This window comes from Streptomyces sp. NPDC037410, from assembly GCF_055602235.1.
Genome location: NZ_JBVJWR010000009.1, coordinates 144,361 through 168,464 on the forward strand (window position 1 = coordinate 144,361; position 24,104 = coordinate 168,464).

The following is a 24,104-nucleotide window of genomic DNA, read 5'->3' on the forward strand; positions in this document are numbered from 1 at the left end:
CATGGTGCCGCTGATCCTGCTCACGCTGGCCCTGCTGTGGCAGGTCGTCCTGGTGGGCTACACGTACACGCTGGCGGGGAACGCGGCGGACGAGGCGGCGCGCGCCGGTGCCGTCGGCGATGACTGCGGCGAGGCGGCGAGGCGGCACCTGGACGGGGCCTGGCTGGCCGGGGCCGAAGTGGACTGCCCGTCCGGTGGCGGGATGGTGACTGCGGTGGTCACGCTCCAAGTGCCGGTCCTGTTCCCCGGTGTGGGAGGCCTCTTCCCGGTCGAGACCAAGGCGGCTGCCGTGGACGAAAGGAAGCCCACGTCATGAGCGGCGACCGGCGGAAGAGCCGGAGTGACCGGGGCCAGGCCGCCATCGAGTACCTCGGGTTCCTGCCCATCCTGTTGATCGTCGCACTCGCGGGTCTGCAACTCGGCGTCGCCGCGTACGCGGCCCAGCAGGCGGGGACGGCGGCGCGGGCGGCCGCGCGGGCCGCCGGGGACGACGAGGACGCGACCGACGGCGAGGCGGCGGGCTACGCAGCCGCCGACTGGGCCACCGACGTCCACGTCGACCGGAACGGCGGCGAGGCCGTCGCCACCGTCACCGTACGCGTCCCCCAGGTCGTCCCCTTCTGGAGCTTCGACCCCATCACCAAGACCGCCACCATGCCGATGCCCGACGAGGAGGACCTGCCATGAGCCTGCGCGCGCGGATCAGCGCCCCCGAGGAGAAGGCCACGGGTGGGGGCCGGGAGGACGGGCATCTCGTCGCCGCCTTCCGGGCCAAGCTCCTGGAGGAGATCGACCTCACCGAGATGTCCGCGCTCGCGGCGGCCGAGCGGCGCGCCCGCCTGGAGCGCGTCCTCGGGCACATCATCAGCCGCGAGGGCCCGGTCCTCTCGACCGCCGAGCGGGCCCAGCTGATCCGCCGGGTCGTCGACGAGGCCCTCGGGCTCGGCGTACTCGAACCGCTCCTCGAAGACGCGTCCATCACGGAGATCATGGTCAACGGCCCCGACCAGATCTTCATCGAGCGCGGCGGCCGCGTCGAACTGCTCCCGCTCCGCTTCGCCTCCCACGAGCAGCTGATGCAGACCATCGAGCGGATCGTCTCGACCGTCAACCGGCGCGTCGACGAGTCGAACCCGATGGTCGACGCCCGGCTCCCCTCCGGCGAGCGCGTCAACGTGATCATCCCGCCGCTCTCGCTGACCGGGGCCACGCTCACCATCCGCCGCTTCCCCCGCGCGTACACGCTGCACGAGATGATCGGCCTGGGCTCGCTCGACGAGCAGATGCTGCTCCTGCTCTCGGGACTGGTTCAGGCCAAGTTCAACGTGATCGTCTCCGGGGCCACCGGCACCGGGAAGACGACCCTCCTCAACGCGCTCTCCGGGCTCGTCCCGGACGGCGAGCGGATCATCACCATCGAGGACTCGGCCGAGCTCCAGCTCCAGCAGTCCCATGTGATCCGCCTGGAGGCCCGCCCGCCGAACATCGAGGGCCGCGGGGCCATCTCCATCCGCGACCTCGTCCGCAACTCCCTGCGCATGCGCCCCGACCGCATCATCGTGGGAGAGGTACGCGGCGGCGAGACGCTCGACATGCTCCAGGCGATGTCCACCGGCCACGACGGCTCGCTCGCGACCGTCCACGCGAACTCGGCCGAGGACGCCGTGATGCGCCTCCAGACCCTCGCCTCGATGTCCGAGGTCAAGGTGCCGTTCGAGGCGCTGCGGGACCAGATCAACAGCGCGGTGGACGTCCTGGTCCAGCTCACCCGGCACCCGGACGGAACCCGCCGTATCACCGAGATCTCCGTTCTCGCCTCGCACGGCAGGGAACGCTTCCTGCTGGCCACGGTCTGCCGCTTCGAGGCGCAGCCGGTCGCGCCGGACGGGCGGGTGTACGGGAGGTTCACGTACCACCCGCTGCCGCGGCGCGTCGCGGAACGGCTGTACTTGGCGGGGCAGCCCATCCCGCAGGCGTTCGGGGTGGCGGCGACGGACGCGTACCTGACGACCCGGGAGGCGGAGTGATGAAGACGACGTGGGGAGCGACGATGACGACGGACCTGTGGATGACGACCACGGACCCGACCTGGCGACCCGGGGAGCAGGGATGACCGCGACCGACCCCACCTGGCGGCCAGGGGATCAGCGCCACGGGGCGCGGCCATGCTGACCGACCCCTTCTGGCTGACCGTGGGCGTGGCGCTGGTCGCGTGTGTCCTGGGAGTCGTCGGCGTCCAGACGTACGCGAGCGGGGCCCGCCGGCACGCCGCGCTCGTCGCCCGGCTCGACGAGAGCGGCGCGCCCGAGGCCGTGACCGGCCGGCGCAGGCGCCGCTTCCGCGGCATCGACCGACGCGTACGGAAGACGGCGCTGGGCCGGAAGCTGGAGCTGCGGATCGCGGCGACGGGCCTCGACGTCACGCCAGGAGAGTTCACGGTGGCGCTGGCGGCGACGGTGGCGGTGCTGTGGATGGTGGGGCAGGCGGCGCTGTCGCCGTTCTTCGGCCCGATCTGCGGGATCCTCGGGATCTGGGTGGCGCTCGGCTACCTCAACTGGCAGCGCCAGAAGCGCATCGAGCGCTTCATCAACCAACTCCCGGAACTCTCCCGCATCCTGGCGAACGCCACCCAGGCGGGTTTGGCCCTCCGTATGGCGCTGAGTCTCGCGGCGGACGAGCTGGAGGCCCCGGCGGGCGACGAACTGGAGAAGGTGGCCCAGCAGCTGGCGGTGGGCACGTCTCTCGACGACGCCCTCGGGGAACTCGCGGAACGGCTCCCCTCCCGAGAACTCGTCGTCCTCGTCACGACCCTCGTCCTCGCCAACAGGGCCGGCGGCACGGTCGTCTCGTCCCTCCGGAACCTCACGGAGACGCTGGAGGAGCGCAAGGAGACGAGGCGCGAGGTCCGCACGCAGCTCTCACAGGTGAGCATGACGGCGTACTCGGTCCCGGTGATCGGCATCGGCTCGCTCCTCCTCATCGACAACATGCAGCCGGGAGCGCTGGACCGCATGACGGCCTCCGGCATAGGACAGGCAGCTGTGATCGCGGCGTTCGCGCTGTACGTGGTCGGCTTCGCCGTCATCCGCCGCTTCTCGAAGATCGACGTATAGGGGGAGGTGGCTGATGGACCTCCTCCTGGCTCTCCTGGCCGGCCTTGCCGTCGCGGGCTTCGCGTACGGGCTCCGCCTCTACCGGGCCGACGCGAAGCTGCCCGACGACCTGAAACTGGCCCTGGAGGTCGGCGCGACCCGTACGGGAGCGGTCGACTCGGCCGTGGACCGGCTGGGCATGCGCTGGTCGCCGGCCGTGCTGCGGCTGATGGGCCCGAAGCGCGTCAACGCGGTGCGGCGACGGATCGACCTGGCGGGCAACCCGGGCGGTCTGACGATCGACCGGTACGGGGCGAGGCGGGCGGTGTACGGCGTCCTGGGCGGTGTCGGCGCCCTGGTGATGCTGAGCAGGGACTCGTACCTGACCGCTCTCCTCCTCCTCGCCTTCGGCACGTTCTGGACGGAGGTCGGGATCTGGTCGGCGGTCCGCATCCGCAAGGACCAGATCGAACGCACCCTGCCGGACTTCCTGGACGTCCTGGCCGTGGTGGTCTCGGCGGGCCTGGGCTTCCGGCAAGCCCTGGAGCGGGTGGCGGAGAAGTACGAGGGCCCGTGGTCGGACGAACTCCGCATCACCCTGCGGCAGATGGACATGGGCGTCAGCCGCCGCCAGGCCTTCGACGAACTGCGCCGGCGCAACGACTCGGAACAGGTGGCGCAGTTCGTGACGGCGCTGCAGCAGGGGGAGGAGCTGGGCGCCCCGATCGTGGACACCCTGATCCAGATCGCGAACGACATGCGGCGCACGGACGCGCAGAACGCCCGCCGAAAGGCCGCGAAGGCCGTCCCGAAGGCCACGATGGTGATCACGACCCTGATGGTCCCGGCGACCATGATCCTCCTGGGCGCGGGCCTGTTCCTGGGCACGGGAACGGACTTCGGCGCGGTGACGGGCAAGTGAGCGGCTGAGGCCACGGCTGGCGCCCGCCACGGACAACGACGGCTCCGAACCGCCGTTGTCCGTGTTCACGGCGCGGGGCTTACCGGCCACCGCCCGGGTGTCGGTCCCGGTCGTTGAACAGATCGAGCACGTCCGGCACGGCCGGGTAGTACGAGGCGCACTCCGGGCAGGCGTAGACGTTGAACCCGGGCCCGGAGCTCTGGTGCACCTCGGAGACGACGACGGGGTCCCCTGTGATCACGCCACAGCGCACGCACATCCGCACAGGCTGCCGCGCCCTCGTGCCGGTGGCGGTCGATCCCCACGCCGTGCCGAACGCGTCGCGGTGCTCGCCCCGTCCGTGCCCGGCGGGAAGCACGCACGGCGGGCGGTGAGACCCCGAACCGGGAGGCCGAGCCCCGCACAACTCCGCACTGTCCGTCATCACGCCACCCCCATCCCGTACAGGTCCCGGATGTCGAGATCGATCCCGAAGTCCGCCGCGAGCACCATCGCGATCCGCCGCTGCCGCTGCCGGGCCCGCTCCTGCCGCTGCTCGTCCGCGAGCAGGTAGGGCCGGACGAGGGCCGAGGCGCACCCGTCGAGGGGTACGTCGAGCGCGTACGGGGAACGGGGGGCGGGCGGTTGTACGGGCCGCGGGGCCGGGACCGGGCGGTATGGCGCCGGGTGGGCTGCCCGCTGCTGGGTACGGGCCTGATGCCGGCCCCGGCGACGGGCCCCGAACACCAGCCTCACCCACAAGAAGAGGGCGCGGATAAGGTTTGCCATGTCGACCTGCTTCCGTCAGGTTGACCACGCCCCGGGAGTGTTAGCGCACTCGCCGGGGCTCTTTCGTTTTGAACGCTAGCCGCACTTGTATAGCTTGTCTAGCTCGTCTAGAACGTTGCCCATATGTTTGACGTATGGCACGTGGCTAACGTCCGGTGCATGGATATAGACCGCTTTGATCCGACGCCCATCTACAAGCAGGTCGCCCGAGTCATCCGTGGGCGGATCGAGTCCGGCGAGCTCCGGCCGAGGGACCCGATCCCGTCCGAGTCGAAGCTTGTGGCCGAGTACGGCGTCGCGAGGGACACGGCACGGCAGGCTGTCGCCCTTCTGCGTTCGGAGGGGTGGGTGATCACCCTTCCCCAGAGGGGCAGCTTCGTCGCCGAGCAGCCGCCCGCCGGCGACTGACGTACGGGCGTCCGCTCCGTCCCGCGGGAATGGCGACAACTGTCTCAATCTCACCTCAGGTTGGGGATCCTGCTTCGCGCGCGCAACCGCATGTGACAGAGTGCGGACCGAGTGTGAGAGGGGGACGTGATGGACCTGATCGAAACGGGCCTGAACAACCGGCAGGTCGCCGCGACTTGCGCCATCACAGAGAAGCCGGCTAAGCGCCACCTCGGCCGCGTCTTCGCTGAACTCCGCACCCACACTCACGCCGAGGCCATAGCCTCCTGGCAGGGCACCAGGCCCACCCGATGACCGGGGCCCACACCGGGCCCCACGGGCCCTGTCCGCCGACCTGCCCGTCGGCGTACCGTGCCCATGCGCAGGCGTCTGAACGCGGAGGGGACCACGATGTACGACGCGATGCTGAAGGCCCTGACCAAGACCAAGGTCGAACTGGCGACCCGAATGAGTCGTGGGGACCGCGGCCAGACGGCGGTGGAGTATCTGGGGATCATCGTGGTGGTGGTGGCGATCGTGGTCGCGATCACCGGCACGGACATCGGGTCCACGATCATGACAGCGATCAAGAACAAGATTGCCGAGCTCACCGGATAGGCGCGGACTCGGGGCAGGCGTTTCCTGTCTACATCGCGGTCATTGCCGGGCTCTTGTTTCTGGCGTTTGCCTACTTCCTGGTGGGGCAGGCAGCTTTGGAGCGGAACAGCGCCCAGACCGCCGCGGACGCAGCAGCCCTCGCGGCGGCTCAGGAGGCCCGAGAGCAGCTGCGAGACCGCTGGATTGAAGTGATCCTCGATCCGGGGCAGTGGAGCAGGTTCCTTCAGGGCGTGGCGGACACCGGTGACTCCCCGTGTCAGCAGGCGGAGGAGTTCGCGGCGCGAAACGAAGCTGTGGTCACAGTCCGCGGATGCGTGTCTCTTGCCACCGAGGACCGTGGCTTCAGGGTGACCGTACGTACGACGGGTCGAGAGGGGCGTCAGGCGATTGCGTCTGCTGAAGCTGTATTCGAACCGCGTTGCCGCTTCGATCCGCCGGGACCCCCTCCAGGCCCGCCAGAGCACTCCCCAGGCCCGACGCCAACGAGCCCCGATGAGGGGGATGGAGGCCCTGACGGCGAGGACACCGTGACAGGTCTCGTCTGCGATGGCGAGTCGTGGGTGATCGATCCTGAAAGCCCGCGCCTCCCCAGTGCCGCTGATCTCTTCAGAGTCCGACTGTCGGACTGACCCGCCACGAGCAAAGGAAGCACGCTTCATGAACGCGCGCTACGCAAGGAAGACCCGCCTAGGGGTGGTCGCCGTCGCGATCGCGTCCGTGGCACTCTTCGTGGCCGGGTGCGGCGCCGAGGAGAAGCCCAGTGAGAACAAGCCCGCCTCGACGAGTGCCGCGCCCCGGCAGGGAGCACCAGCCACCCAGGGCTCGCAAGAGGCTGAGGAGCCCACAGAGACGCTGGCGGTCGCCAAGGGGCAGGACGGGTTCGAGCTGACCATCAACTCGGCTGTGCGCGACGCCGGTGGCTTTCTTACGCTTAAGGGATCCCTGAAGAACACCTCCGACAAAGGGCGTGCTGTTCCCGACATCGTGAGGGGAGACGAGACCGAGGTGCTGAAGCACGGGACGTCTCTGGGCGGAGCGACCCTGGTCGACGGCTTGGGGAAGAAGCGCTATTACGTTCTGCGGGACACGGACGGTCGGCCCTTGACCACAACGGGTCTTGGGATCATCTCAGCAGGCAAATCGGTAGACATCTTCATGCAATTCCCCGCACCCCCCGCCAACACCACCGAGGTCTCGTTCCAGCTCCCCACCTTCGAACCCGCCACCCTCAAGCTCTCCTGAGGCGACGCCATGACGACGACGACAAACCGCCGCCTCGCCGGGATCGTGCTCACCTGCGTGGCCCTCGCGCCGCTCGCCGGGCCGCCCGCCTACGCCGACGATGCCCCCGGACCCGCCGGTACCGCCTCGCCCGCGCCTGTCATTGACGCGAACTCACCGAACCTGATGCTCCCCGACGGCGCCACCCTCGCCCCCGCCAAGGTCCTCGACATCAAGCAGATCGTCGAGGAGGAGGGCGGGCAGGAGCGCCGGCAGGACACCAACGTGGACGTGACGTTCGCGCTGCAGGCCGAGGTGCTGTTCCCCAAGAACAGCGCCGAACTCTCGCCCGACGCCAACGCCCGCATCGCCGCCATCGCCGCCGAGGTCAAGAAGATGGGCTCCGGACGGGTCCGGGTCTTCGGGTTCACCGACAACCTCGGGACGTACGAGCACGGGCTCAAGTTGTCGAAGGAGCGGGCCGTCGCAGTGCAGCAGGTCCTCGCCCGCGCCCTCGACCCCGGGACCGCCTTCGACATCCGCGGGTACAGCGAGGACTACCCGATCTCCGACAACCGCACCGAGGAGGGCCGGAAGAAGAACCGGCGCGTCGAGATCTCCTTCCCCCGCACCACGCACTGAGGGCGAGGGCCGTGGCGGCAACCACCGCGTCGGTGGCGTACTTGTGTCCGTGCAGGTTGGTGTCGCGCAGCAGGCCGATCGCGCGCCGGGGCAGTGTCTCGCTGGCCGGCAGTACTTCAATCCGTGACATGTATCGGCGGAATGCCACGCCTCGACGAGCGTCAGGTTACTCACCCCAACGAGGAGGTCCTTGGCTTGGGCCGCCTTGATGAAGGCGGTGTCTGAGAGGCGGCGTTCACGGCCTTCGGCAGGCCCTCGCTGTCGAGCGGTAGAATTCCGTGGCTCAGCCTGCCGCCCGGTGGCCCATGCCTCCCCCGTCCCGTTTTCCTGGCTGCTCTCGGGTTCACTACCCAGCCCTGAGTGAACTTCATCTGCGTCCAACCTCAAATATCGATCAGATATTTGATCGACTGCTGTATGTGTAAGAGTCCGGGGCCTACTCTTCAGGCAGTTGATCGTCGGGGGCGATCTCTGAAGAGGGGTACCTCGTGGGTATCTACACACGTAAGACGCTGATGAGTTCTTCGGCAGCCCTGCTGTTGTGCGTCGCCGCGGCAGGACCGGCCGCGGCGGACGGCGGGGACACGGCGCAACTGACCGTCCAGACCGTGGGCGCCGGGTGGTCCGGCACGGAGTACAAGGACGGTCCGGGTGGGACCATGAACGTCAGCGTTACCAAGACGGGCACCATCTCGGCCTCCATAACGGGAGGAACCGAGGCGGAGGGCAAGATCATTGTGGCGAAGGCGAAGGTCAGCGTGAGTGCGACCATCGGAGGGAGTTTCGCCATCGCGGTTGGTCATCAGTACACCCACGATGTCACCAAGAACAAGTACGGCCACCTCCAGTACGGCTCCTGGGGGTACAAGGTTTCGTGGGCGAAGTACAGGACCAGCAGTGACGGCTGTGGGACCGTCAAGGTCAAGTCCGGAACGGCGAAGCTGCCTACGAATTCCACGGGATGGAAGTACTGGGAGACTTCCTCGTGACGACCAACGGCGCCATGTCATCCCACCGGGCCTGGCTGACTGGGTCCGCTCTGGCCGCAGGCCTTCTCCTCACGGCATGCACGTCAGGCCAGGCGTCGCACCAGCCCGAGCGGCCCCGCTCGTCGACTCCCACCTCTTCCCCCAGCGGCGTGTCGTCCTCGGCGCAAGCGGAGGAGCAGAAGCTCGGCGCCCAGGCGAAGGCGGCTCTGGACGCAACCGACCCCGGCGGCAAGGGCCTTGTCGCATCGGGGGAGGAGCGCGTCCGGGACGGAGTGCACACGCAGGCCGGGCTGAACAAGGGGACCGAATACAAGCTTGCCGTCGTGTGTGCGGGAAGCGGAGAGGTGGAGGTGTCCTTCACGCCTCCCACAGGCACGGCATTCAAGGTCATTCCTTGCGATCGGTCCATGGCGTTTGTGCGCTTCCCAGGCTCGTCTGACCTGCTTGTCAACGTGACAGGAAGAGCAGGTTCCACGGGCATGATCGCCTGGCGAGTCAGCAAAGTCTGACAACGGCATCGCGGGGGTCACCCGACCGGCTGGGTGACCCCTGTGCCCTCACTGAGGTACGCCGAGGCAGGTGTCACAGGCTCAGTGCCGCCCGGATCGTCGCCGTCATCCGGTCCGGGTGGCGGAACACCTCCCTCGCCGTGAAGCGCAGCACGCGGCGGATCTCCCGGCAGGACTGGAGCGCGTTGAAGCGGGCGACGTCCCGTTCGTGGGCGCGGCGGGTGCCGTGGAAGGCGTGGCCCTCGATCTCGACCGCCAGGCCCGCCGCCCGGAAGAGGAAGTCCGGGCGCAGGGGCCGGCCCGCTGCCGTGAGCAGGGTCGGCTGGGACTCGGGCAGCCAGCCCGCGTCCCGTATCCGCAGCCGCGCCACCGTCTCCGCCGGTGAGCCCGACGCCGGTTCCGTCAGGCGCAGGCACGTCCTGGCGCGGGCGGCTCCCCGTCTGGGTGCGGCGAGTTCGGCGGCGAGGTCCTCGTACCGGACGAGTGCCTCGCGCCGTACCCCCTCGACGGCCCGCCGGGCGAGCGCCGAGTCCGCGACGACCACCGCCTCCTCGCGGGATCCGGAATCCCGTATCAGGTCGCCGACCGTCCGCGCCGGGGTCGTCGTCCGCAGGCCCCGCCGGTTCGACCAGTCCCGGGGCGTGAGGAACGTCGTGCCGTGGACGCGTATGCCCTCACCGCGCGCCGTGCGGGTCGGGGGCGGAGCCGTGAAGTCCAGGGGGCGCCCGCGTCCGCTCCCAGTCGCTCGATGCGGTGCAGCCGCGCCGCCGTCCCGTGGCTGCACACCAGTTCCGGGCGCAGGAACTGGAGGGCCGTCGCCCTCAGCCGCCAGTCCACCTCCCTCCCCGGGGCCGCCCAGGCGCCCCGGCAGATCCGCTGCCAGCCGTCACGGCGCAGCCGTCCGGCCAGCCGGCCCGGCGGCCAGCCCGCCGCGACCGCCCAGACCGTCAGGAGGACCCCGCCCCTGGCGAGGATCGCCAACTCGTACATACGCCCAACGATCCACGGAAGAGGGACACTTCGCACCCCCTGTGGAAAACCCGGCGAAAGACGTCGCCAGGAAAGCGTAAATCCGGCGGGATCCGGCGGGACATCCCCCGTCACCAGGAGCATTCTGGACAGATGACGGCGACCTCGAGCGTGCAGTTGGTCAGTGACCTCGTCACCCGGATTCCCGAGTTCCGGGACGTGTACGAGACCCATGTCTTCCATCAGGGCGGCGTCCAGCCGCACGTGTTCTTCTGGGACGTCGTCCAGGACACCGTCCGGTCCTTCCTCGGAGAGGCCCCCTGCGCCGCCGACTGGCGGCGGACGCTCGACTTCCTGGAGGAGCAGAGTGCGCGCGGCGTGCTCGGCATCGACGAGGTCATCGTGACGTCGTTCCTCGGCGACCTGCCCTCGCCGCAGGAGCCCGGGCACGCCATCGTCGAGCAGCTCGGTCCCGTCATGGCCGCGAAGTTCGTCCGCATAAGGCCCCTCGGCTGACCCGGACCGTCCGCATGAGGCCCCTCGGCTGACCCGGGCGTGATCCGGACCGGCGCCCCCGGATAATCGGGCGCATGCCCCTGACCAGGCCTGACCGCCCCACCCTCGCCGCCCTCGGCGGCTATGCCGCCACCCGTGTCGTCGGTCTCGTCGTCCTCGCCGTCGCCGCCGCCGCGACCGGCAAGGACGGCCTGCACCGGCTCAAGGGGCGCTGGGACTCCGTCTGGTACGTGCGGATCGCCGAGCACGGGTACGGGTACCAGGTCACCCTGCCGAACGGTGACGTCCACTCCGCCCTCGCCTTCTTCCCGCTCCTCCCGGCCCTGGAGCGCGGCCTGTCCGCCGTCCTGCCCGTCGACGCGGCCACCGCCGGGCTCCTCGTCTCCTGGACCGCCGGGCTCGCCGCCGCCTGGGGGATCTACCGGTGCGGTGCCCACGTCGCCGGGAATAGAGCCGGCGTCCTCCTCGCCGTGCTCTGGGGCGTGTACCCGACCGCGTTCGTCCAGTCCATGGCGTACACGGAGACCCTGTTCACCGCCTGCGCCGCCTGGTCGCTGTACGCCGTGCTGCGCGGGCGCTGGATCCTCGCCGGTGTCCTGTGCTCGGCCGCCGGGCTCACCCGTCCGACGGCCGCCGCGCTGATCGCCGCCCTCGGCATCACGGCCCTCGTCACCCTCGTACGGGACAGAAAGCTGCCCTGGTCCACCGTCGCGGGAGTGCTCATCGCGCCGCTGGGCTGGCTCGCGTACGTCGCCTACGTCGGCGTCCGCCAGGGCAGCCCGACCGCCTACTTCGACGTCCAGGCCGCCTGGGGCAACTCCATCGACTTCGGGGTCGCCCTCGCCACGTTCATCGCGGGCCTGCCGTGGCCCGCCGCCCTCGGACTGTGCGCGGCGCTCGCGCTGCTCGGGTGGCTGGTCGCGCTGTGCGTGCGGCAGCGGCAGCCGCTGCCGCTGCTCGTCTACACGATCGGCGTCGTGTTCGTCTCCCTCGTCGGCGCCGCCTACTTCGGCTCCCGGCCGCGTCTGATGATGCCCGCCTTCGGGCTGCTCCTTCCGCCCGCCGTCGCCCTCGCGCGCGTGCGGACGCGTGTCGCCGTGCCCGTGCTCGCCGGGCTCGCGCTGGCCTCCGGCGTCTACGGGGCGTTCACGCTGCTCGGTTCGGGTCCTCCGTGACCCCCTCGTCAATGTCCACGCGCACGCGTACCCCCGGTTTCAGCCCCCACCCCGCCATCGCGCCCGCCTCCGCCTCCAGGACGTGCCGGCCGAGCGGCCGGATCATCCCGAGCCGCCCCGGCACCATCGTCACCACCGACCGGACCGTGAACGAGCCGTCCAGATAGGCCACGTCGATCGGGAAGCGCATGCCGAAGGTGTGCACGCTGTTCGTCCGGACGATGAGCAGCGCCCCCGCGATCCCGTCCCGGCCGAGCAGTCCCCGCCGCCTTGCCCGGTAGGAGGCCGCCACCTCCAGCGGGATCTCCCCGGCGGCCACCGTCAACGTCCCCGTCCCGTCCACCCATTTCCCCATGCGGCAGACCGTAGCGGCCCGGGCGCCTAGGGTCTCGTGCGTGTACGTCACGCTGATCGCCGTCGCCGCCCTGTGGGGGGCCGCCGTCGGGCTGCTCGTGCCCCGGGCCGCGTACCGGCTCTCCGTGGAGCCCGAGGAGCCGTGGCGGGACCGCTGCCCCGCCGGGCACGTCCTCGTCGGGCCCGGCCGCGGCTGGCTCGGCGGCCCCGGCCGGCTGGCCTGCGCGACCACCCCGAGCCCGTACGTCGCACCCCTGCTCACCGCCCTCGCCTGCGCGGCGCTCGCCGCCGCCACCGGAGGGCCCCGGCCCGAGCTGGCGGTCTGGCTGCTCGTCGCGCCCTTCGCCGTCCTCCTCGCCTGCGTGGACGCGCGCGTGCACCGGCTGCCGGACGGGCTCACCCTGCCGCTCGCCGCCGCCGTCCCGCTGCTCCTCGGCGGCGCCGAACTCCTCCCGTACGAGGCCGGCTCCTGGAGCCACGCGGTACTCGGCGGGCTCGCCCTCGGCGGGGCCTATCTGGTGCTGTTCTGGATCAACCCGAGCGAGCTCGGCCTCGGCGACGTGAAACTGGCGGTCCCGCTGGGCGCCGCCCTCGGCTGGTACGGCTGGAGCGTGCTCTTCGCGGGCGCCTTCGCGGGCTTCCTCCTCGGCGCGGTGTACGGCGTCGGACTGATGCTGCTGCGGCGGGCCGGCGGCTCCTCGGCGATCCCCTTCGGCCCCTTCATGCTCGGGGGCGCCCTGCTCGGCCTCCTCTTCGGCGCGTTCACCGCCATTCCGTAAAGCCCCGCCCCGGCGCGTTCACCGTCGTGCCCTGACAGCCCGCCCCTAGCATCGCCGCACATGCGGACAATTACGAATGAAACCCCTGTAACGGGCACGGCTCCCGCACCGGCCCCGATTCCCCGGCACCGCCGCCCCCGGCTCATCCCCTGGGCCTGGGCCGCCGCCCTCTTCCTCCTCTACGCGACCGTCGCCCTGCGCCGTCACCAGCTCCTGCGCACCACCGGCTACGACCTCGGCATCTTCGAGCAGGCCGTCCGCGCCTACGCCGAACTCCGGGCGCCCGTCGTCCCCTTGCGCGGCGAGGGGTTCAACCTCCTCGGCGACCACTTCCATCCCCTGCTCGCCGCCCTCGCCCCCCTCTACCGGCTCTGGCCCTCCCCGCTCTGCCTGCTGCTCGCCCAGTCCGCGCTGCTCGCCCTCGCCGTCGTCCCCCTCGCCCGCCGGGCCGAGGCCCTGCTCGGGCCCGCGGCCGCGCACGCCGTCGCCTTCGGGTACGGGCTGAGCTGGGGCGTCGCCTCCGCCGCCGCCTTCGACTTCCACGAGGTCGCGCTCGCCGTCCCGCTGCTCTCCTTCTCCCTCGAAGCGCTCGCCCGGCGGCGCTGGCGGCAGGCCGTCGCCTGGGCCGCGCCGCTGCTGCTCGTCAAGGAGGACCTGGGGTTCACGCTCGCCGCCGTCGGCGCGTACATCGCCCTCAAGGGCCCCCGCCGTCTCGGGCTCGTCACCGCCGCCGCGGGTGTCCTCGGTTCGCTCCTGGAGGTCGAGGTCCTGCTGCCGGCCTTCAACCCCGGCGGCGGCTACGCCCACGGCGGCAACCTCGCCGACGCGCAGGGCTCCCTGCTCTCCACCCTCGCGCACGCCCCGCTCGACGTGCTCCGCCCCGAGGTCAAGGCGGTCACCCTGATCCTGGTCTTCGCGCCGTCCGCGCTGCTCGCGCTCCGCTCACCGCTCGCGCTGACCGCCGTCCCCACGCTCGGCTGGCGGCTGCTCTCCGAGAACGGCTTCCACTGGGGCACGGCCTTCCACTACAGCGCGATCCTGATGCCGGTCGTCTTCGCCGGCCTCGTGGACGTGCTCAGGGACAAGCCCCGGCGTGAGCTGCGGGCCGTCCTCGCGACCGTCCTCGCCGTCACCGTCGTCCTGCTGCCCTCGTTCCCGCTGGCCCAGCTCGCCCAGCGGGCCACCTGGCGCACCACCCCGCACGTCGAGGCGGCCCGCGCGCTGCTCGCCCGCATCCCCGACGGGGCCACGGTCGCCGCCTCCAACCGGCTCGCGCCGCAGCTCACCGCGCGCTGCACGGTCGTCCTCTTCCCGACGTTCCCGGTGGGCGGCGAGCTCTACCGCTACGACGTCCCGCACATCCCGCCGCCGACGGCCGCGTGGATCGTCCACGACGAGCGGGCGCCCGAGGCCTGGCCGTACCCCTCGGGCCACTGGCCCTATCCGCTGGACCGGCAGAAGGCCGAGCTGGCGGCCGCGATCCGGACGTACGGCTACGAGGTCGTCGCCCGGCGGGACGGGATCACGCTCCTGCACCGCCGAACCGGCGGCTGACCTGCCGGAAACCGGTCGGTCGGCGTCCCCCGGCGTCAACGCCGTGACTGTCCGTGCAGGTCCCTCTTCGGAGGGACGGAACCCCGCCGCCACGCCGGGGCGCAAACCCGCCACAGGGCCCCGGAGCCCTTGTGCCGCTTGGGTTCCGGGGAATCCGGCGCGGTTCGTTCGGCACGCGTGGCGCGCAAGACGACTATCGAAGGGTTATGGTGGAAACCCCCCCTCGGGCCGGTCCGTATCCCCCCCACGGACCGGCCCGTTTTTCTTGCCCGGGGGCTCAGCGGGACCCCCCGGGGCCCGGCGGGACCGGGCTCCCGGGCCCAGCGGGACCATGCCCCCGGAGCCCAGCGGGACCGGCCCCCGGGGCCAGGGGAGGAACCAGGGCGTCAGCCCCGGCGCGACCAGATGTTCGCGCCGGCGGTGTCCACCGCGAACGAGTCGATCTCCTTGAGCTCCTCGTCCGTCAGCGGCGGGCCCGCGAGCGCGACCACGTTCTCCTCCAACTGGGCGACGCTGGACGCGCCGATCAGCGCCGAGGTCATCCGCTCGTCCCGCAGCACCCAGGACAGCGCCAGCTGGGCGAGGGTCTGCCCGCGCCGCTGGGCGATGTCGGCGAGGCCGCGCAGCCGCCTCAGCACCTCGTCGGAGAGCAGGTTCGGGTCGAGGGACTTGCCCTGGGTGGCCCGCGAGCCCTCCGGGATGCCCTTCAGGTACTTGTTGGTGAGCAGCCCCTGCGCGAGCGGGACGAAGGAGATGCAGCCCATGCCGGCCGCCTCCAGCGTGTCGAGGAGGGCGTCCTCCTCGGTCCACCGGTTGATCATGGAGTACGAGGGCTGGTGGATGAGCGGCCGGACGCCCATGTCCTGGAGGATCCGCGCGGCCTCGGCGGTCTGCTCGCTGCTGTACGAGGAGACGCCGACGTACAGCGCCTTGCCCTGCTGGACGGCGGAGGCGAGGGCCCCCATCGTCTCCTCCAGCGGGGTGTGCGGGTCGAAGCGGTGCGAGTAGAAGATGTCGACGTAGTCGAGGCCCATCCGCTTGAGGGAGGCGTCGAGCGAGGACATCAGGTACTTGCGGGAGCCCCACTCGCCGTACGGGCCGGGGTGCATCTCGTAGCCGGCCTTGGTCGAGACGATCAGCTCGTCGCGGTAGGGCGCGAAGTCCTGGGCGAAGATCTTGCCGAAGTTCAGCTCGGCGGAGCCGGGCGGCGGCCCGTAGTTGTTCGCCAGGTCGAAGTGGGTGACGCCGAGGTCGAAGGCGCGGCGCAGGATCGCGCGCTGGGTGTCGAGGACCTTGTCGTCGCCGAAGTTGTGCCAGAGGCCGAGGGAGATCGCCGGGAGCTTGAGGCCGGAGCGGCCCGTGCGGCGGTACTCCATGGCGTCGTAGCGGTCCGCGGAGGCGCGGTAGAGGGGGGAATCAGTCACGTATCTCTGCTTATCACGGACTTGTGACAGTCCCGGTCTGTGAGCTCGTTCCCCGTCCGCAGTAGTCTGGCGGCTTCGGGGGGCCGACACTGCATGGAGGGGTAAAGAACAGTGAACCTGCGCGACCTGGTGTACGGGCTCTACGCACGCCGGGTGGAAGGCCGCCTCGACCACACCCAGGTGCCCAAGCACATCGGGGTCATCCTCGACGGGAACCGTCGCTGGGCCAAGGCGTCCGGTGGGACCCCCGAGCAGGGACACAAGGCCGGCGCGGACAAGATCCAGGAGCTGCTCGGCTGGTGTTCCGAGACGGACGTCGAGGTCGTCACGCTCTGGATGCTCTCCACGGACAACCTGAACCGCCCCGAGGAGCAGCTCGTCCCGCTGCTCGGCATCATCGAGAACGCCGTGCGCGCGCTGGCCGCCGACGGCCGCTGGCGGGTCCACCACGTCGGCACGATGGACCTGCTGCCCTCCCGTACGCAGATGGTGCTGAAGGAGGCCGCGGAGGCCACCCGCGGCAACACCGGGATACTCGTGAACGTCGCCGTGGGCTACGGCGGCCGGCAGGAGATCGCGGACGCGGTCCGCTCGCTGCTCCTGGAGCACGCGGAGCGGGGGACGAGCTTCGAGGAGCTCGCCGAGATCGTCGACGTCGAGCACATCTCGGAGCACCTGTACACGCGTGGTCAGCCCGACCCGGACCTGGTGATCCGCACCAGCGGCGAGCAGCGCCTGTCCGGATTCATGCTGTGGCAGAGCGCCCACTCCGAGTACTACTTCTGCGAGGTCCACTGGCCGGCCTTCCGGAAGGTCGACTTCCTGCGCGCGCTGCGCGACTACGCGGCCCGGCACCGGCGCTACGGGACCTGAGCGCTGCGGAACCTGAGCGCCACGGGACCTGACCTCGCGGTCGGTCATCCCCGGTCGGAACCGATCATCTCTTGTTCATGAACACGTCGTCATATGCCATGGCATGGCAGAGGGTGTTCGAGGGCATATCCCTGGTGAAGTGAGCGGCACGGAGACCGCCACCCGGGAGGCCCCTTGCACCAGGACGACCGTGCGGGACACGTACGGGAGAAGCGGAGGGCCGTGGTTCGGCCCGCGCATCGCGGCCTGAACCCGGTCCCATTCCGCAGCGACACCGGTTCCGTCGCACCCCGACCTCACAGGGGTCTTCCGAGGGGGTCTGTCCTTCCGTGGTGACCAGCACGAAGCGCCGCCTTTCCGACCGGCGCACCTATGTTCTCGACACCAGCGTCCTGCTGGCCGACCCCAACGCCGTCTCGCGCTTCGAGGAGCACGAGGTGGTGCTCCCGATCGTCGTCGTGACGGAGCTGGAGGCCAAGCGGCACCATCCCGAACTCGGCTACTTCGCCCGGCAGGCGCTGCGCCTGCTCGACGACTTCCGGGTCCGGTACGGACGCCTCGACGCCCCTCTCCCCGTCGGGGACCTGGGCGGCACCCTGCGTGTCGAACTCAACCATTCCGACCCCGGCATCCTGCCCGCCGGCTACCGGTTGGGGGACAACGACTCACGGATCCTCGCGGTCGCGCGCAACCTCCAGGCGGAGGGGTACGACGTCACGGTCGTCTCCAAGGACCTGCCGCTGCGCATCAAGGCCTCCTCGGTCGGGCTCCTCGCCGAGGAGTACCGCGCCGAGCTCGCCATCACGGACAACAACGGCTGGACCGGGATGTCCGAGCTGGCGCTCTCCGGGGAGCAGGTGGACCTGCTCTACGAGGAGAACTCGCTGTACGTCCCGGAGGCCGCCGAGCTTCCGGTCCACACGGGCCTGGTGCTCCAGTCCGAGCGCGGCAAGGCGCTCGGCCGGGTCACGGCCGAGGGGAACGTACGGCTCGTCCGGGGTGACCGGGAGGCCTTCGGGCTCCGCGGCCGCAGCGCCGAGCAGCGGATCGCGCTCGACCTGCTCCTCGACCCGGACGTCGGCATCATCTCCATGGGCGGCCGGGCCGGCACCGGCAAGTCCGCGCTCGCGCTCTGCGCGGGCCTGGAGGCGGTCCTGGAGCGCCGTCAGCACCAGAAGGTGATGGTCTTCCGTCCGCTGTACGCGGTCGGCGGCCAGGAGCTCGGATACCTGCCGGGCAGCGAGTCCGAGAAGATGAGCCCGTGGGCCCAGGCGGTCTTCGACACGCTGTCCTCGGTCGCGAGCCGTGACGTCATCGAGGAGGTGCTCGGCCGCGGGATGCTGGAGGTCCTGCCGCTCACCCACATCCGGGGCCGCTCCCTCCACGACGCCTTCGTCATCGTGGACGAGGCCCAGTCCCTGGAGCGGAACGTCCTGTTGACCGTTCTGTCCCGTATCGGGGCGAATTCGCGGGTCGTGCTGACCCATGACGTCGCCCAGCGCGACAACCTCAGGGTCGGCCGGTACGACGGAGTCGTCGCCGTGGTCGAGAAACTGAAGGGGCATCCGCTCTTCGCCCACGTCACCCTCACCCGCTCCGAGCGCTCCCAGATCGCCGCGCTCGTGACGGAGATGCTGGAGGACGTGTCGATCTGACCGGTTCGTACCCTTCTGTAGGGGTACGGGAGTTGGCGCCGCCCGGCAAAGCGCAGGAGCTTAGCCGGGCGGCGCCGCGCTGTCGCCGTTATCCGCCAAATCCCGTGCGTCCACCCAGGTGTGAGCTTTCACACGCAACACGGAATTGCCTTGCGGTGTCGCCGTCCGGCAAAGTCTTGCTTCCGTCAGGCCCCGCATACGGCACACGTGCACCCTCAGGGGTGCGCACCGCACCACACAACTCCACAGCCGTCGTCGTATGCCGCCCACAGCACCACGGGCCCGTGTCTTCTGTGACCCCGTACGTCGGAGACCAGTGCCAGGGGCACGATTTCGCCCGCGTGGTCACCTGTGCGGACGTGCTGGAAGGAAACCGTGTGAGCCGGATCTCGGTCCGGGGATTCGCGGTGGCTTCGGCCACTGCGGTCACCACTGTCGGCGCCATCGCCGGTGTTGCCACGGGCAACGCCGCGCAGCCTTCGGACGACAACTTCGAGGCCACCGCGGCCGGCACCACGCTGCTCGCGGACATCCCCGCGGGCGAGCAGGCCCAGGTACAGGTCTCGTCCCTCTCGGAGCAGGCCGACGTCCAGGCCGCCGCCGCCGACGCCGCCGCGAAGAAGTCCGCGGAGGAGTCCGCCCGCATCCGCGCCGCCAAGGACGCCGAGGCGAAGAAGAAGTCCGCCGACAAGGCCGCCGCCGAGGCGAAGGCCGAGAAGGAGCGCAAGGAGGCCGAGGAGCGCGCCAACCGTTCCTCCGTCCGCAGCGCCAGCTCCTTCGCCGCGCAGGGCTCCTACAGCATCGCCGACGTCAAGGCGATGGCCCGGCAGATGATGCCGTCCGACCAGTTCTCGTGCTTCAGCAACATCGTGGAACACGAGTCCGGCTGGAACTACCGCGCGACCAACGCCTCTTCGGGCGCCTACGGTCTCGTGCAGGCCCTCCCCGGCTACAAGATGGCCTCCGCCGGCGCCGACTGGCAGACCAACCCCGCCACCCAGATCAAGTGGGGCCTCAACTACATGGACAGCCGCTACGGCAGCCCGTGTGGCGCCTGGTCCTTCTGGCAGGCCAACCGCTGGTACTAGTACCGCGCTCAACCTCCGAGAGCCCCTCACCGTCCTACGGTGGGGGGCTTCTTGCGTGTAGGTTCCCGAGGAGGAACGGGCGGGGTGGGACCTGCGGGGGAAGGAGAAAGAGATGTCCAGAGTGCCAGGGTTGCTGGGCCGGCTCGGCGAGAGCCTGAGCCGCATGGGTGAACGCCTCGACGAGCGCCGGGCCGAGGCGGAGCGGGACGATCCGCTCGGACCGCCGTACGAGACCCCCGACGAGGTCCCGTACGAGGCTCCGCCCGCCCCCGCGCCGCCGGACGCCGCCCCCGAGCCCCCCGCGCCCCTCCCGGAGGCCGAGACCGCCGAGACCGCCGAGCCCGGCCGCTCCGTCCCCGCACCCCCCTCCTACGCGCCGGCCGTCGCCGCCCGCCCCGACCCCGTCGCCGCCATCCCCTGGGGCATGCGCGTCGCCGCCGAAGCGGGCTGGCGGCTGCTCGTCCTCGCCGGCACCGTCTGGGTGCTGATGAAGGTGATCAGCTCCGTCCAGCTGGTCGTCCTCGCCTTCGTCGCCGCGCTCCTCATCACCGCCCTGCTCCAGCCCACCGTGGCCATACTGCGCCGCAAGGGCCTGCCCCGCGGACTCGCCACCGCCGTCACCGCCGTCTCCGGCTTCGTCGTCATGGGCCTGGTCGGCTGGTTCGTGGTCTGGCAGGTCATGGACAACGTCGACAACCTGTCCGACCGCGTCAAGGACGGCATCGAGGAACTCAAGCACTGGCTGCTCGACAGCCCCTTCCACGTCACCGAGCAGCAGATCAACGAGATCGCCAAGAACCTCAGCGAGGCCATCGGAGCCAACGCCGAGCAGATCACCTCCGTCGGACTCCAGGGCGTCACCGTCATCGTGGAGGCCATGACGGGCATCCTGCTCGCCATGTTCTGCACCCTCTTCCTGCTCTACGACGGGAAGAAGGTCTGGGAGTGGACGCTCAAGCTGGTGCCCGCCCAGGCCCGGCCCGGCGTCGCCGGCGCGGGCCCGCGCGCCTGGCGCACCCTCACCGCCTATGTGCGCGGCACGGTCCTCGTCGCCCTCATCGACGCCGTCTTCATCGGCCTCGGACTCTGGTTCCTCGACGTGCCGATGGCCGTCCCGCTCGCCGTCTTCATCTTTCTCTTCGCCTTCATCCCGCTCGTCGGCGCCGTCATCTCCGGTGCCCTCGCCTGCGTCGTCGCCCTCGTCACCAACGGCGTGTTCACCGCCCTCATGGTGCTCGTCGTCGTCCTCGCCGTGCAGCAGATCGAAGGCCACATCCTCCAGCCCTTCATCCTCGGCCGGGCCGTCCGCGTCCACCCGCTCGCCGTCGTCCTCGCCGTCGCCGCCGGCGGCCTCACCGCCGGCATCGGCGGCGCCGTCGTCGCCGTACCCCTGGTCGCCGTCCTCAACACGGTCGTCGGCTACCTGCGCGCGTACAGCACGGAACAGGCCCTCCTCAGCACCCCCGAACCGCGCGGCGCGACCGCTTTCGCCGTGGCACCGGTCCCGGCGCCCGGCACGATCGAGGCGGAGGCCAGGTGATATCCGAACCGGAGCTCGTGGGCGGCGCGGACTTCGACGCCCCGGAGGTGCTCACCGAGGCCCCGCCGCCGCGCCCGCCCCGGGCCCGCCGCCCCTGGCTGTGGGCGCTCGGCGGCGCGGTGCTCGCCTCGGCGGTGTGGGGCGGGGGACTGTACGCGTACGGGCAGAAGAAGGAACCGGGCGTCGACATCGGCGGGTACCCGCTGAAGGTGACGCCCTGCCCGGCGGCGAAGCTGAAGGCGCTGGGCGGGATCCTCGGCAAGCGGGTCCAGGAGGGCGTCGGGCCGGAGGTGGACGAGCCGGGCCTGTACCGGACGTCCTGCGAGATCACCTTCGGCTCGGTGGAATCGGGGTACACCGTCTCCGTCGAGTACACCCTGCACAAGGTGACGGACCCGGGCCCCGAGTTCGCGGCCCAGGTGAAGAACTACGGCCTCGTCACGCCGGTCGAAGGGCTCGGGGAGGAGGCCTTCTTCGACGACCACGGAGGCTCGGGCGGGGAGCTCAGGGTCCTCGACGGACAGGCCGAGATCGGGCTGACCGTGAGCCGGCAGTACAGCACCGACGAGAAGGGGAACCCGGTCGTGGATGTCGAGCCGACCGACCTCTCCGGGATCGACGTCCCCATGACCCAGGACCTGCTGGCCTTCATGGCCGCGCTCAGGAAATGACGGAAGGGCCCCGGGGCGGACAGCCCCGGGGCCCTTCTCGTACGGCTCGGACCTACTCGGCGAGCACGGCCTCCGCGTCCAGCGTGACGCCGACGGCCTGGATCACCGCGGCGATCTTCACGGCCTCCTGGATCGTGGCGCGGTCGACACCGGCCTGGCGCAGGACCTGCTCGTGCGAGTCCAGGCACTGGCCGCAGCCGTTGATCGCGGAGACGGCCAGCGACCACAGCTCGAAGTCGACCTTCTCGACGCCCGGGTTGCCGATGACGTTCATCCGCAGGCCGGCGCGCATCGTCCCGTACTCGGGGTCCGACAGCAGGTGCCGGGTCCGGTAGAAGACGTTGTTCATCGCCATGATCGCTGCGGCGGACTTGGCGGCCTGGTACGCCTCGGGCTTCAGGTTCGCCCGGGCCTCCGGCTCCAGCTCCCTGAGCACCTTCGGCGAGCGCGAGGCGATCGCGCAGGCGAGGACGGTGCCCCACAGCTGCTGCTGCGGGAGGTCGCTGTTGCCGATGACCGAACCGAGGTTCAGCTTCAGGTCCTTGGCGAAGTCCGGTATGGCGGACTTCAGTTCGTCGAGAGCCATGTCGGGTCCGCCCTTACTCGCCGGCGAGGAGGGCGGCGGCGTCGAGGGTGCCCTCGCCCTTGTTCCAGTTGCACGGGCAGAGCTCGTCGGTCTGCAGGGCGTCGAGGACCCGCAGGACCTCCTTGGGGTTACGGCCGACGGAGCCGGCGGTCACCATCGTGAACTGGATCTCGTTGTTCGGGTCGACGATGAACACGGCACGCTGGGCGAAGCCGTCCTCGCCCTCGACGCCGCAGTCGCGCATGAGCTCGTGCTTCGAGTCGGCCAGCATCGGGAAGGGCAGGTCACGCAGGTCGGCGTGGTCCTTGCGCCAGGCGTGGTGCACGAACTCCGAGTCGCCCGAGACGCCGAGGATCTGGGCGTCACGGTCGGCGAACTCGTCGTTCAGCTTGCCGAACGCGGCGATCTCGGTCGGGCAGACGAAGGTGAAGTCCTTCGGCCAGAAGAACACCACGCGCCACTTGCCCTCGTAGGCCTTGTGGTCGATCTGCGCGAACTCCTTGCCGCTCTCCAGCGACACGCAGGCGGTCAGGTCGTAGGTGGGGAACTTGTCACCGACAGTGAGCACGCGCTCTCCTTGCAAGCAGGAAGGATCCCTTTTGGGGTCTTCCGTGGGGGTTGGACGTGTCTCACATACTGGCACGGGGTGCATTGATCAGTGAAATAGCTAGACTCGGTCGTGTTGATCGAAGGTGGTTATCAGTGGTTTCCGTCCGGCGCACGAAGCAGCCCAGCTTCTCCCAGCTCAGGGCGTTCGTCGCCGTCGCCGAGCATCTGCACTTCCGCGATGCGGCGGCGGCCATCGGGATGAGTCAGCCCGCCCTCTCGGGCGCCGTCTCGGCCCTCGAAGAGGCACTCGGTGTCCAGCTCCTCGAGCGTACGACGCGGAAGGTGCTGCTCTCGCCCGCGGGGGAGCGGCTCGCCCTGCGCGCCCGGACCGTCCTCGACGCGGTGGCGGAGCTGATGGAGGAGGCGGAGGCCGCCCAGGCGCCGTTCACGGGCGTGCTGCGACTCGGGGTGATCCCGACCGTGGCGCCGTACCTGCTGCCCACCGTCCTGCGGCTCGTCCACCGCCGCTACCCCGAACTCGACCTCCAGGTCCACGAGGAGCAGACCTCCTCGCTCCTGGAGGGGCTCGCCGCCGGGCGGCTCGACCTGCTGCTGCTCGCCGTGCCGCTCGGGGTGCCCGGAGTCACCGAACTCCCCCTCTTCGACGAGGACTTCGTCCTGGTCACCCCGGAGGGCCACCAGCTGGCCGGGCGCGACGGCATCCCGCGCGAGGCCCTCAAGGAGCTCCGGCTGCTGCTCCTCGACGAGGGGCACTGCCTGCGCGACCAGGCCCTCGACATCTGCCGGGAGGCCGGGCGCACCGACGGCGCCGAGGTCACCACCACCGCCGCCGGGCTCGCCACGCTGGTGCAGCTCGTCGCCGGCGGGCTCGGGGTGACCCTGCTGCCCCGCACCGCCGTGACCGTCGAGACCGCCCGTAACACCGCGCTGTGGACCGGGCGGTTCGCCGAACCGGCGCCCTCGCGGCGGATCGCCCTCGCGATGCGGACGGGCGCGGCCCGGCACGCCGAGTTCGAGGAACTGGCGGAGGCGCTGCGCGAGGCGATGAGCGGGCTCCCGGTGCGGGTGGTGGAGGGCGCCTGACCCGTACGGAGACACGTGCGGACGGCGCCTGACTCGTACGGAGACACGTGCGGAGGGCGCCGGTTCCTGACACCCCCGGTGCCAGGAACCGACGCCCCTCTGCTCGTACGTGCGAACGA

Annotated in this window: 31 protein-coding genes; 23 read left to right on the plus strand and 8 right to left on the minus strand. The window is 70.6% G+C overall.

Annotated features, from left to right (window positions below; all coding sequences use genetic code 11):
* Position 1 precedes the first annotated feature (1 nt).
* The 5 genes from ACZ7HT_RS17320 (at position 2) to ACZ7HT_RS17340 (ending at position 4,014) form a co-directional block, all read left to right on the plus strand.
* On the plus strand, positions 2-316 hold the full coding sequence (locus tag ACZ7HT_RS17320; protein ID WP_471166487.1) for a pilus assembly protein: 315 nt from the start codon (positions 2-4) through the stop codon (positions 314-316).
* A complete protein-coding gene (locus ACZ7HT_RS17325; protein WP_471166093.1) occupies positions 313-687 on the plus strand; it encodes a TadE/TadG family type IV pilus assembly protein in 375 nt (124 codons plus the stop codon). Before ACZ7HT_RS17320 ends, ACZ7HT_RS17325 begins: the two co-directional genes overlap by 4 nt.
* A complete protein-coding gene (locus ACZ7HT_RS17330) occupies positions 684-2,027 on the plus strand; it encodes a CpaF family protein (RefSeq protein ID WP_471166095.1) in 1,344 nt (447 codons plus the stop codon). The genes ACZ7HT_RS17325 and ACZ7HT_RS17330 overlap by 4 nt, the downstream gene beginning before the upstream one ends.
* 138 nt (positions 2,028-2,165) lie before the next feature.
* Positions 2,166-3,113 (plus strand): type II secretion system F family protein, encoded by a 948-nt coding sequence (locus ACZ7HT_RS17335; RefSeq protein ID WP_471166098.1) that lies wholly within the window; start codon positions 2,166-2,168, stop codon positions 3,111-3,113.
* Positions 3,114-3,126: 13 nt separating this feature from the next.
* On the plus strand, positions 3,127-4,014 hold the full coding sequence (locus ACZ7HT_RS17340) for a DUF5936 domain-containing protein (protein ID WP_471166100.1): 888 nt from the start codon (positions 3,127-3,129) through the stop codon (positions 4,012-4,014).
* A 79-nt stretch (positions 4,015-4,093) separates the two neighbouring features.
* On the opposite strand, the gene ACZ7HT_RS17345 is transcribed toward ACZ7HT_RS17340, so the two are convergent.
* Together ACZ7HT_RS17345 and ACZ7HT_RS17350 are read right to left on the minus strand one after the other, a co-directional pair.
* Positions 4,094-4,255, minus strand: a complete 162-nt coding sequence (locus ACZ7HT_RS17345) for a hypothetical protein (protein ID WP_471166102.1) — start codon at positions 4,253-4,255, stop codon at positions 4,094-4,096.
* Between the two features lie 182 nt (positions 4,256-4,437).
* Positions 4,438-4,782, minus strand: coding sequence for a hypothetical protein (locus tag ACZ7HT_RS17350; protein WP_471166104.1), 345 nt, complete (start codon positions 4,780-4,782; stop codon positions 4,438-4,440).
* A gap of 159 nt (positions 4,783-4,941) precedes the next feature.
* Between ACZ7HT_RS17350 and ACZ7HT_RS17355 the strand changes: the two genes are divergently transcribed.
* The 8 genes from ACZ7HT_RS17355 to ACZ7HT_RS17390 all read left to right on the plus strand — a co-directional run bounded on the left by ACZ7HT_RS17355 (position 4,942) and on the right by ACZ7HT_RS17390 (position 9,148).
* Positions 4,942-5,190: a GntR family transcriptional regulator gene (locus tag ACZ7HT_RS17355; RefSeq protein WP_471166107.1), complete on the plus strand. Its 249-nt coding sequence runs from the start codon at positions 4,942-4,944 to the stop codon at positions 5,188-5,190.
* Positions 5,191-5,319: 129 nt separating this feature from the next.
* On the plus strand, positions 5,320-5,484 hold the full coding sequence (locus ACZ7HT_RS17360; protein WP_471166110.1) for a LuxR C-terminal-related transcriptional regulator: 165 nt from the start codon (positions 5,320-5,322) through the stop codon (positions 5,482-5,484).
* Positions 5,485-5,580: 96 nt separating this feature from the next.
* Positions 5,581-5,787, plus strand: a complete 207-nt coding sequence (locus ACZ7HT_RS17365) for a Flp family type IVb pilin (protein ID WP_471166489.1) — start codon at positions 5,581-5,583, stop codon at positions 5,785-5,787.
* Entirely contained in the window at positions 5,784-6,416 is a 633-nt protein-coding gene (locus ACZ7HT_RS17370) for a pilus assembly protein TadG-related protein (RefSeq protein WP_471166492.1), read from the plus strand. The genes ACZ7HT_RS17365 and ACZ7HT_RS17370 overlap by 4 nt, the downstream gene beginning before the upstream one ends.
* A 28-nt stretch (positions 6,417-6,444) precedes the next feature.
* Positions 6,445-7,029, plus strand: coding sequence for a hypothetical protein (locus tag ACZ7HT_RS17375; RefSeq protein ID WP_471166113.1), 585 nt, complete (start codon positions 6,445-6,447; stop codon positions 7,027-7,029).
* A gap of 9 nt (positions 7,030-7,038) precedes the next feature.
* Positions 7,039-7,650, plus strand: coding sequence for an OmpA family protein (locus ACZ7HT_RS17380; protein ID WP_471166116.1), 612 nt, complete (start codon positions 7,039-7,041; stop codon positions 7,648-7,650).
* 488 nt (positions 7,651-8,138) lie between these two features.
* A complete protein-coding gene (locus tag ACZ7HT_RS17385) occupies positions 8,139-8,639 on the plus strand; it encodes a hypothetical protein (protein ID WP_471166118.1) in 501 nt (166 codons plus the stop codon).
* Positions 8,636-9,148, plus strand: coding sequence for a hypothetical protein (locus tag ACZ7HT_RS17390; protein WP_471166120.1), 513 nt, complete (start codon positions 8,636-8,638; stop codon positions 9,146-9,148). The genes ACZ7HT_RS17385 and ACZ7HT_RS17390 overlap by 4 nt, the downstream gene beginning before the upstream one ends.
* Before the next feature lie 73 nt (positions 9,149-9,221).
* On the opposite strand, the gene ACZ7HT_RS17395 is transcribed toward ACZ7HT_RS17390, so the two are convergent.
* Both ACZ7HT_RS17395 and ACZ7HT_RS17400 read right to left on the minus strand, forming a co-directional pair.
* The gene (locus ACZ7HT_RS17395) at positions 9,222-9,692 is read right to left on the minus strand and encodes an endonuclease domain-containing protein (RefSeq protein WP_471166122.1); all 471 of its coding nucleotides are present in this window, start codon (positions 9,690-9,692) and stop codon (positions 9,222-9,224) included.
* Between the two features lie 29 nt (positions 9,693-9,721).
* Complete coding sequence (locus ACZ7HT_RS17400) at positions 9,722-10,138, minus strand: hypothetical protein (protein ID WP_471166125.1); 417 nt, start codon at positions 10,136-10,138, stop codon at positions 9,722-9,724.
* A 132-nt stretch (positions 10,139-10,270) separates the two neighbouring features.
* On the opposite strand from ACZ7HT_RS17400, the gene ACZ7HT_RS17405 reads away from it, so the two are divergent.
* Positions 10,271-10,633 (plus strand): hypothetical protein, encoded by a 363-nt coding sequence (locus ACZ7HT_RS17405; protein WP_471166128.1) that lies wholly within the window; start codon positions 10,271-10,273, stop codon positions 10,631-10,633.
* A 74-nt stretch (positions 10,634-10,707) separates the two neighbouring features.
* Entirely contained in the window at positions 10,708-11,808 is a 1,101-nt protein-coding gene (locus ACZ7HT_RS17410; RefSeq protein ID WP_471166131.1) for a hypothetical protein, read from the plus strand.
* Here ACZ7HT_RS17410 and ACZ7HT_RS17415 read toward each other — a convergent pair.
* Complete coding sequence (locus ACZ7HT_RS17415) at positions 11,780-12,163, minus strand: DUF192 domain-containing protein (protein WP_471166134.1); 384 nt, start codon at positions 12,161-12,163, stop codon at positions 11,780-11,782. The genes ACZ7HT_RS17410 and ACZ7HT_RS17415 overlap by 29 nt on opposite strands.
* Before the next feature lie 40 nt (positions 12,164-12,203).
* Between ACZ7HT_RS17415 and ACZ7HT_RS17420 the strand changes: the two genes are divergently transcribed.
* Positions 12,204-12,941 (plus strand): prepilin peptidase, encoded by a 738-nt coding sequence (locus ACZ7HT_RS17420; protein WP_471166136.1) that lies wholly within the window; start codon positions 12,204-12,206, stop codon positions 12,939-12,941.
* 60 nt (positions 12,942-13,001) lie between these two features.
* On the plus strand, positions 13,002-14,495 hold the full coding sequence (locus ACZ7HT_RS17425; RefSeq protein ID WP_471166138.1) for a DUF2079 domain-containing protein: 1,494 nt from the start codon (positions 13,002-13,004) through the stop codon (positions 14,493-14,495).
* Positions 14,496-14,881: 386 nt separating this feature from the next.
* Here ACZ7HT_RS17425 and mgrA read toward each other — a convergent pair whose 3' ends face one another.
* Positions 14,882-15,919, minus strand: a complete 1,038-nt coding sequence (gene mgrA, locus ACZ7HT_RS17430; protein ID WP_471166141.1) for an L-glyceraldehyde 3-phosphate reductase — start codon at positions 15,917-15,919, stop codon at positions 14,882-14,884.
* A 111-nt stretch (positions 15,920-16,030) separates the two neighbouring features.
* Here mgrA and ACZ7HT_RS17435 point away from each other — a divergent pair, with 111 nt between their 5' ends.
* The 5 genes from ACZ7HT_RS17435 to ACZ7HT_RS17455 all read left to right on the plus strand — a co-directional run bounded on the left by ACZ7HT_RS17435 (position 16,031) and on the right by ACZ7HT_RS17455 (position 21,746).
* On the plus strand, positions 16,031-16,792 hold the full coding sequence (locus ACZ7HT_RS17435) for an isoprenyl transferase (RefSeq protein WP_471166144.1): 762 nt from the start codon (positions 16,031-16,033) through the stop codon (positions 16,790-16,792).
* Between the two features lie 329 nt (positions 16,793-17,121).
* Positions 17,122-18,447, plus strand: coding sequence for a PhoH family protein (locus ACZ7HT_RS17440; protein WP_471166146.1), 1,326 nt, complete (start codon positions 17,122-17,124; stop codon positions 18,445-18,447).
* A gap of 377 nt (positions 18,448-18,824) precedes the next feature.
* Positions 18,825-19,535: an aggregation-promoting factor C-terminal-like domain-containing protein gene (locus tag ACZ7HT_RS17445; protein WP_471166149.1), complete on the plus strand. Its 711-nt coding sequence runs from the start codon at positions 18,825-18,827 to the stop codon at positions 19,533-19,535.
* A 112-nt stretch (positions 19,536-19,647) separates the two neighbouring features.
* Complete coding sequence (locus ACZ7HT_RS17450; protein WP_471166151.1) at positions 19,648-21,075, plus strand: AI-2E family transporter; 1,428 nt, start codon at positions 19,648-19,650, stop codon at positions 21,073-21,075.
* Positions 21,072-21,746: a hypothetical protein gene (locus ACZ7HT_RS17455; RefSeq protein WP_471166154.1), complete on the plus strand. Its 675-nt coding sequence runs from the start codon at positions 21,072-21,074 to the stop codon at positions 21,744-21,746. The genes ACZ7HT_RS17450 and ACZ7HT_RS17455 overlap by 4 nt, the downstream gene beginning before the upstream one ends.
* A 52-nt stretch (positions 21,747-21,798) precedes the next feature.
* Here ACZ7HT_RS17455 and ACZ7HT_RS17460 read toward each other — a convergent pair whose 3' ends face one another.
* Together ACZ7HT_RS17460 and ACZ7HT_RS17465 are read right to left on the minus strand one after the other, a co-directional pair.
* A complete protein-coding gene (locus ACZ7HT_RS17460; RefSeq protein WP_471166157.1) occupies positions 21,799-22,332 on the minus strand; it encodes an alkyl hydroperoxide reductase in 534 nt (177 codons plus the stop codon).
* Between the two features lie 13 nt (positions 22,333-22,345).
* Positions 22,346-22,900: a peroxiredoxin gene (locus tag ACZ7HT_RS17465; RefSeq protein WP_471166159.1), complete on the minus strand. Its 555-nt coding sequence runs from the start codon at positions 22,898-22,900 to the stop codon at positions 22,346-22,348.
* 134 nt (positions 22,901-23,034) lie between these two features.
* On the opposite strand from ACZ7HT_RS17465, the gene ACZ7HT_RS17470 reads away from it, so the two are divergent.
* Complete coding sequence (locus ACZ7HT_RS17470) at positions 23,035-23,985, plus strand: LysR substrate-binding domain-containing protein (RefSeq protein ID WP_471166162.1); 951 nt, start codon at positions 23,035-23,037, stop codon at positions 23,983-23,985.
* Positions 23,986-24,104 lie beyond the last annotated feature (119 nt).

Coding starts and splice junctions, on each gene's coding strand:
- ACZ7HT_RS17320 (WP_471166487.1), top strand. CDS start 2: ATGGTGCCGCTGATCCTGCTCACGCTGGCCCTGCTGTGGCAGGTCGTC.
- ACZ7HT_RS17325 (WP_471166093.1), top strand. CDS start 313: ATGAGCGGCGACCGGCGGAAGAGCCGGAGTGACCGGGGCCAGGCCGCC.
- ACZ7HT_RS17330 (WP_471166095.1), top strand. CDS start 684: ATGAGCCTGCGCGCGCGGATCAGCGCCCCCGAGGAGAAGGCCACGGGT.
- ACZ7HT_RS17335 (WP_471166098.1), top strand. CDS start 2,166: ATGCTGACCGACCCCTTCTGGCTGACCGTGGGCGTGGCGCTGGTCGCG.
- ACZ7HT_RS17340 (WP_471166100.1), top strand. CDS start 3,127: ATGGACCTCCTCCTGGCTCTCCTGGCCGGCCTTGCCGTCGCGGGCTTC.
- ACZ7HT_RS17350 (WP_471166104.1), bottom strand. CDS start 4,782: ATGGCAAACCTTATCCGCGCCCTCTTCTTGTGGGTGAGGCTGGTGTTC.
- ACZ7HT_RS17355 (WP_471166107.1), top strand. CDS start 4,942: ATGGATATAGACCGCTTTGATCCGACGCCCATCTACAAGCAGGTCGCC.
- ACZ7HT_RS17360 (WP_471166110.1), top strand. CDS start 5,320: ATGGACCTGATCGAAACGGGCCTGAACAACCGGCAGGTCGCCGCGACT.
- ACZ7HT_RS17365 (WP_471166489.1), top strand. CDS start 5,581: ATGTACGACGCGATGCTGAAGGCCCTGACCAAGACCAAGGTCGAACTG.
- ACZ7HT_RS17375 (WP_471166113.1), top strand. CDS start 6,445: ATGAACGCGCGCTACGCAAGGAAGACCCGCCTAGGGGTGGTCGCCGTC.
- ACZ7HT_RS17380 (WP_471166116.1), top strand. CDS start 7,039: ATGACGACGACGACAAACCGCCGCCTCGCCGGGATCGTGCTCACCTGC.
- ACZ7HT_RS17400 (WP_471166125.1), bottom strand. CDS start 10,138: ATGTACGAGTTGGCGATCCTCGCCAGGGGCGGGGTCCTCCTGACGGTC.
- ACZ7HT_RS17405 (WP_471166128.1), top strand. CDS start 10,271: ATGACGGCGACCTCGAGCGTGCAGTTGGTCAGTGACCTCGTCACCCGG.
- ACZ7HT_RS17410 (WP_471166131.1), top strand. CDS start 10,708: ATGCCCCTGACCAGGCCTGACCGCCCCACCCTCGCCGCCCTCGGCGGC.
- ACZ7HT_RS17415 (WP_471166134.1), bottom strand. CDS start 12,163: ATGGGGAAATGGGTGGACGGGACGGGGACGTTGACGGTGGCCGCCGGG.
- ACZ7HT_RS17425 (WP_471166138.1), top strand. CDS start 13,002: ATGCGGACAATTACGAATGAAACCCCTGTAACGGGCACGGCTCCCGCA.
- ACZ7HT_RS17450 (WP_471166151.1), top strand. CDS start 19,648: ATGTCCAGAGTGCCAGGGTTGCTGGGCCGGCTCGGCGAGAGCCTGAGC.
- ACZ7HT_RS17460 (WP_471166157.1), bottom strand. CDS start 22,332: ATGGCTCTCGACGAACTGAAGTCCGCCATACCGGACTTCGCCAAGGAC.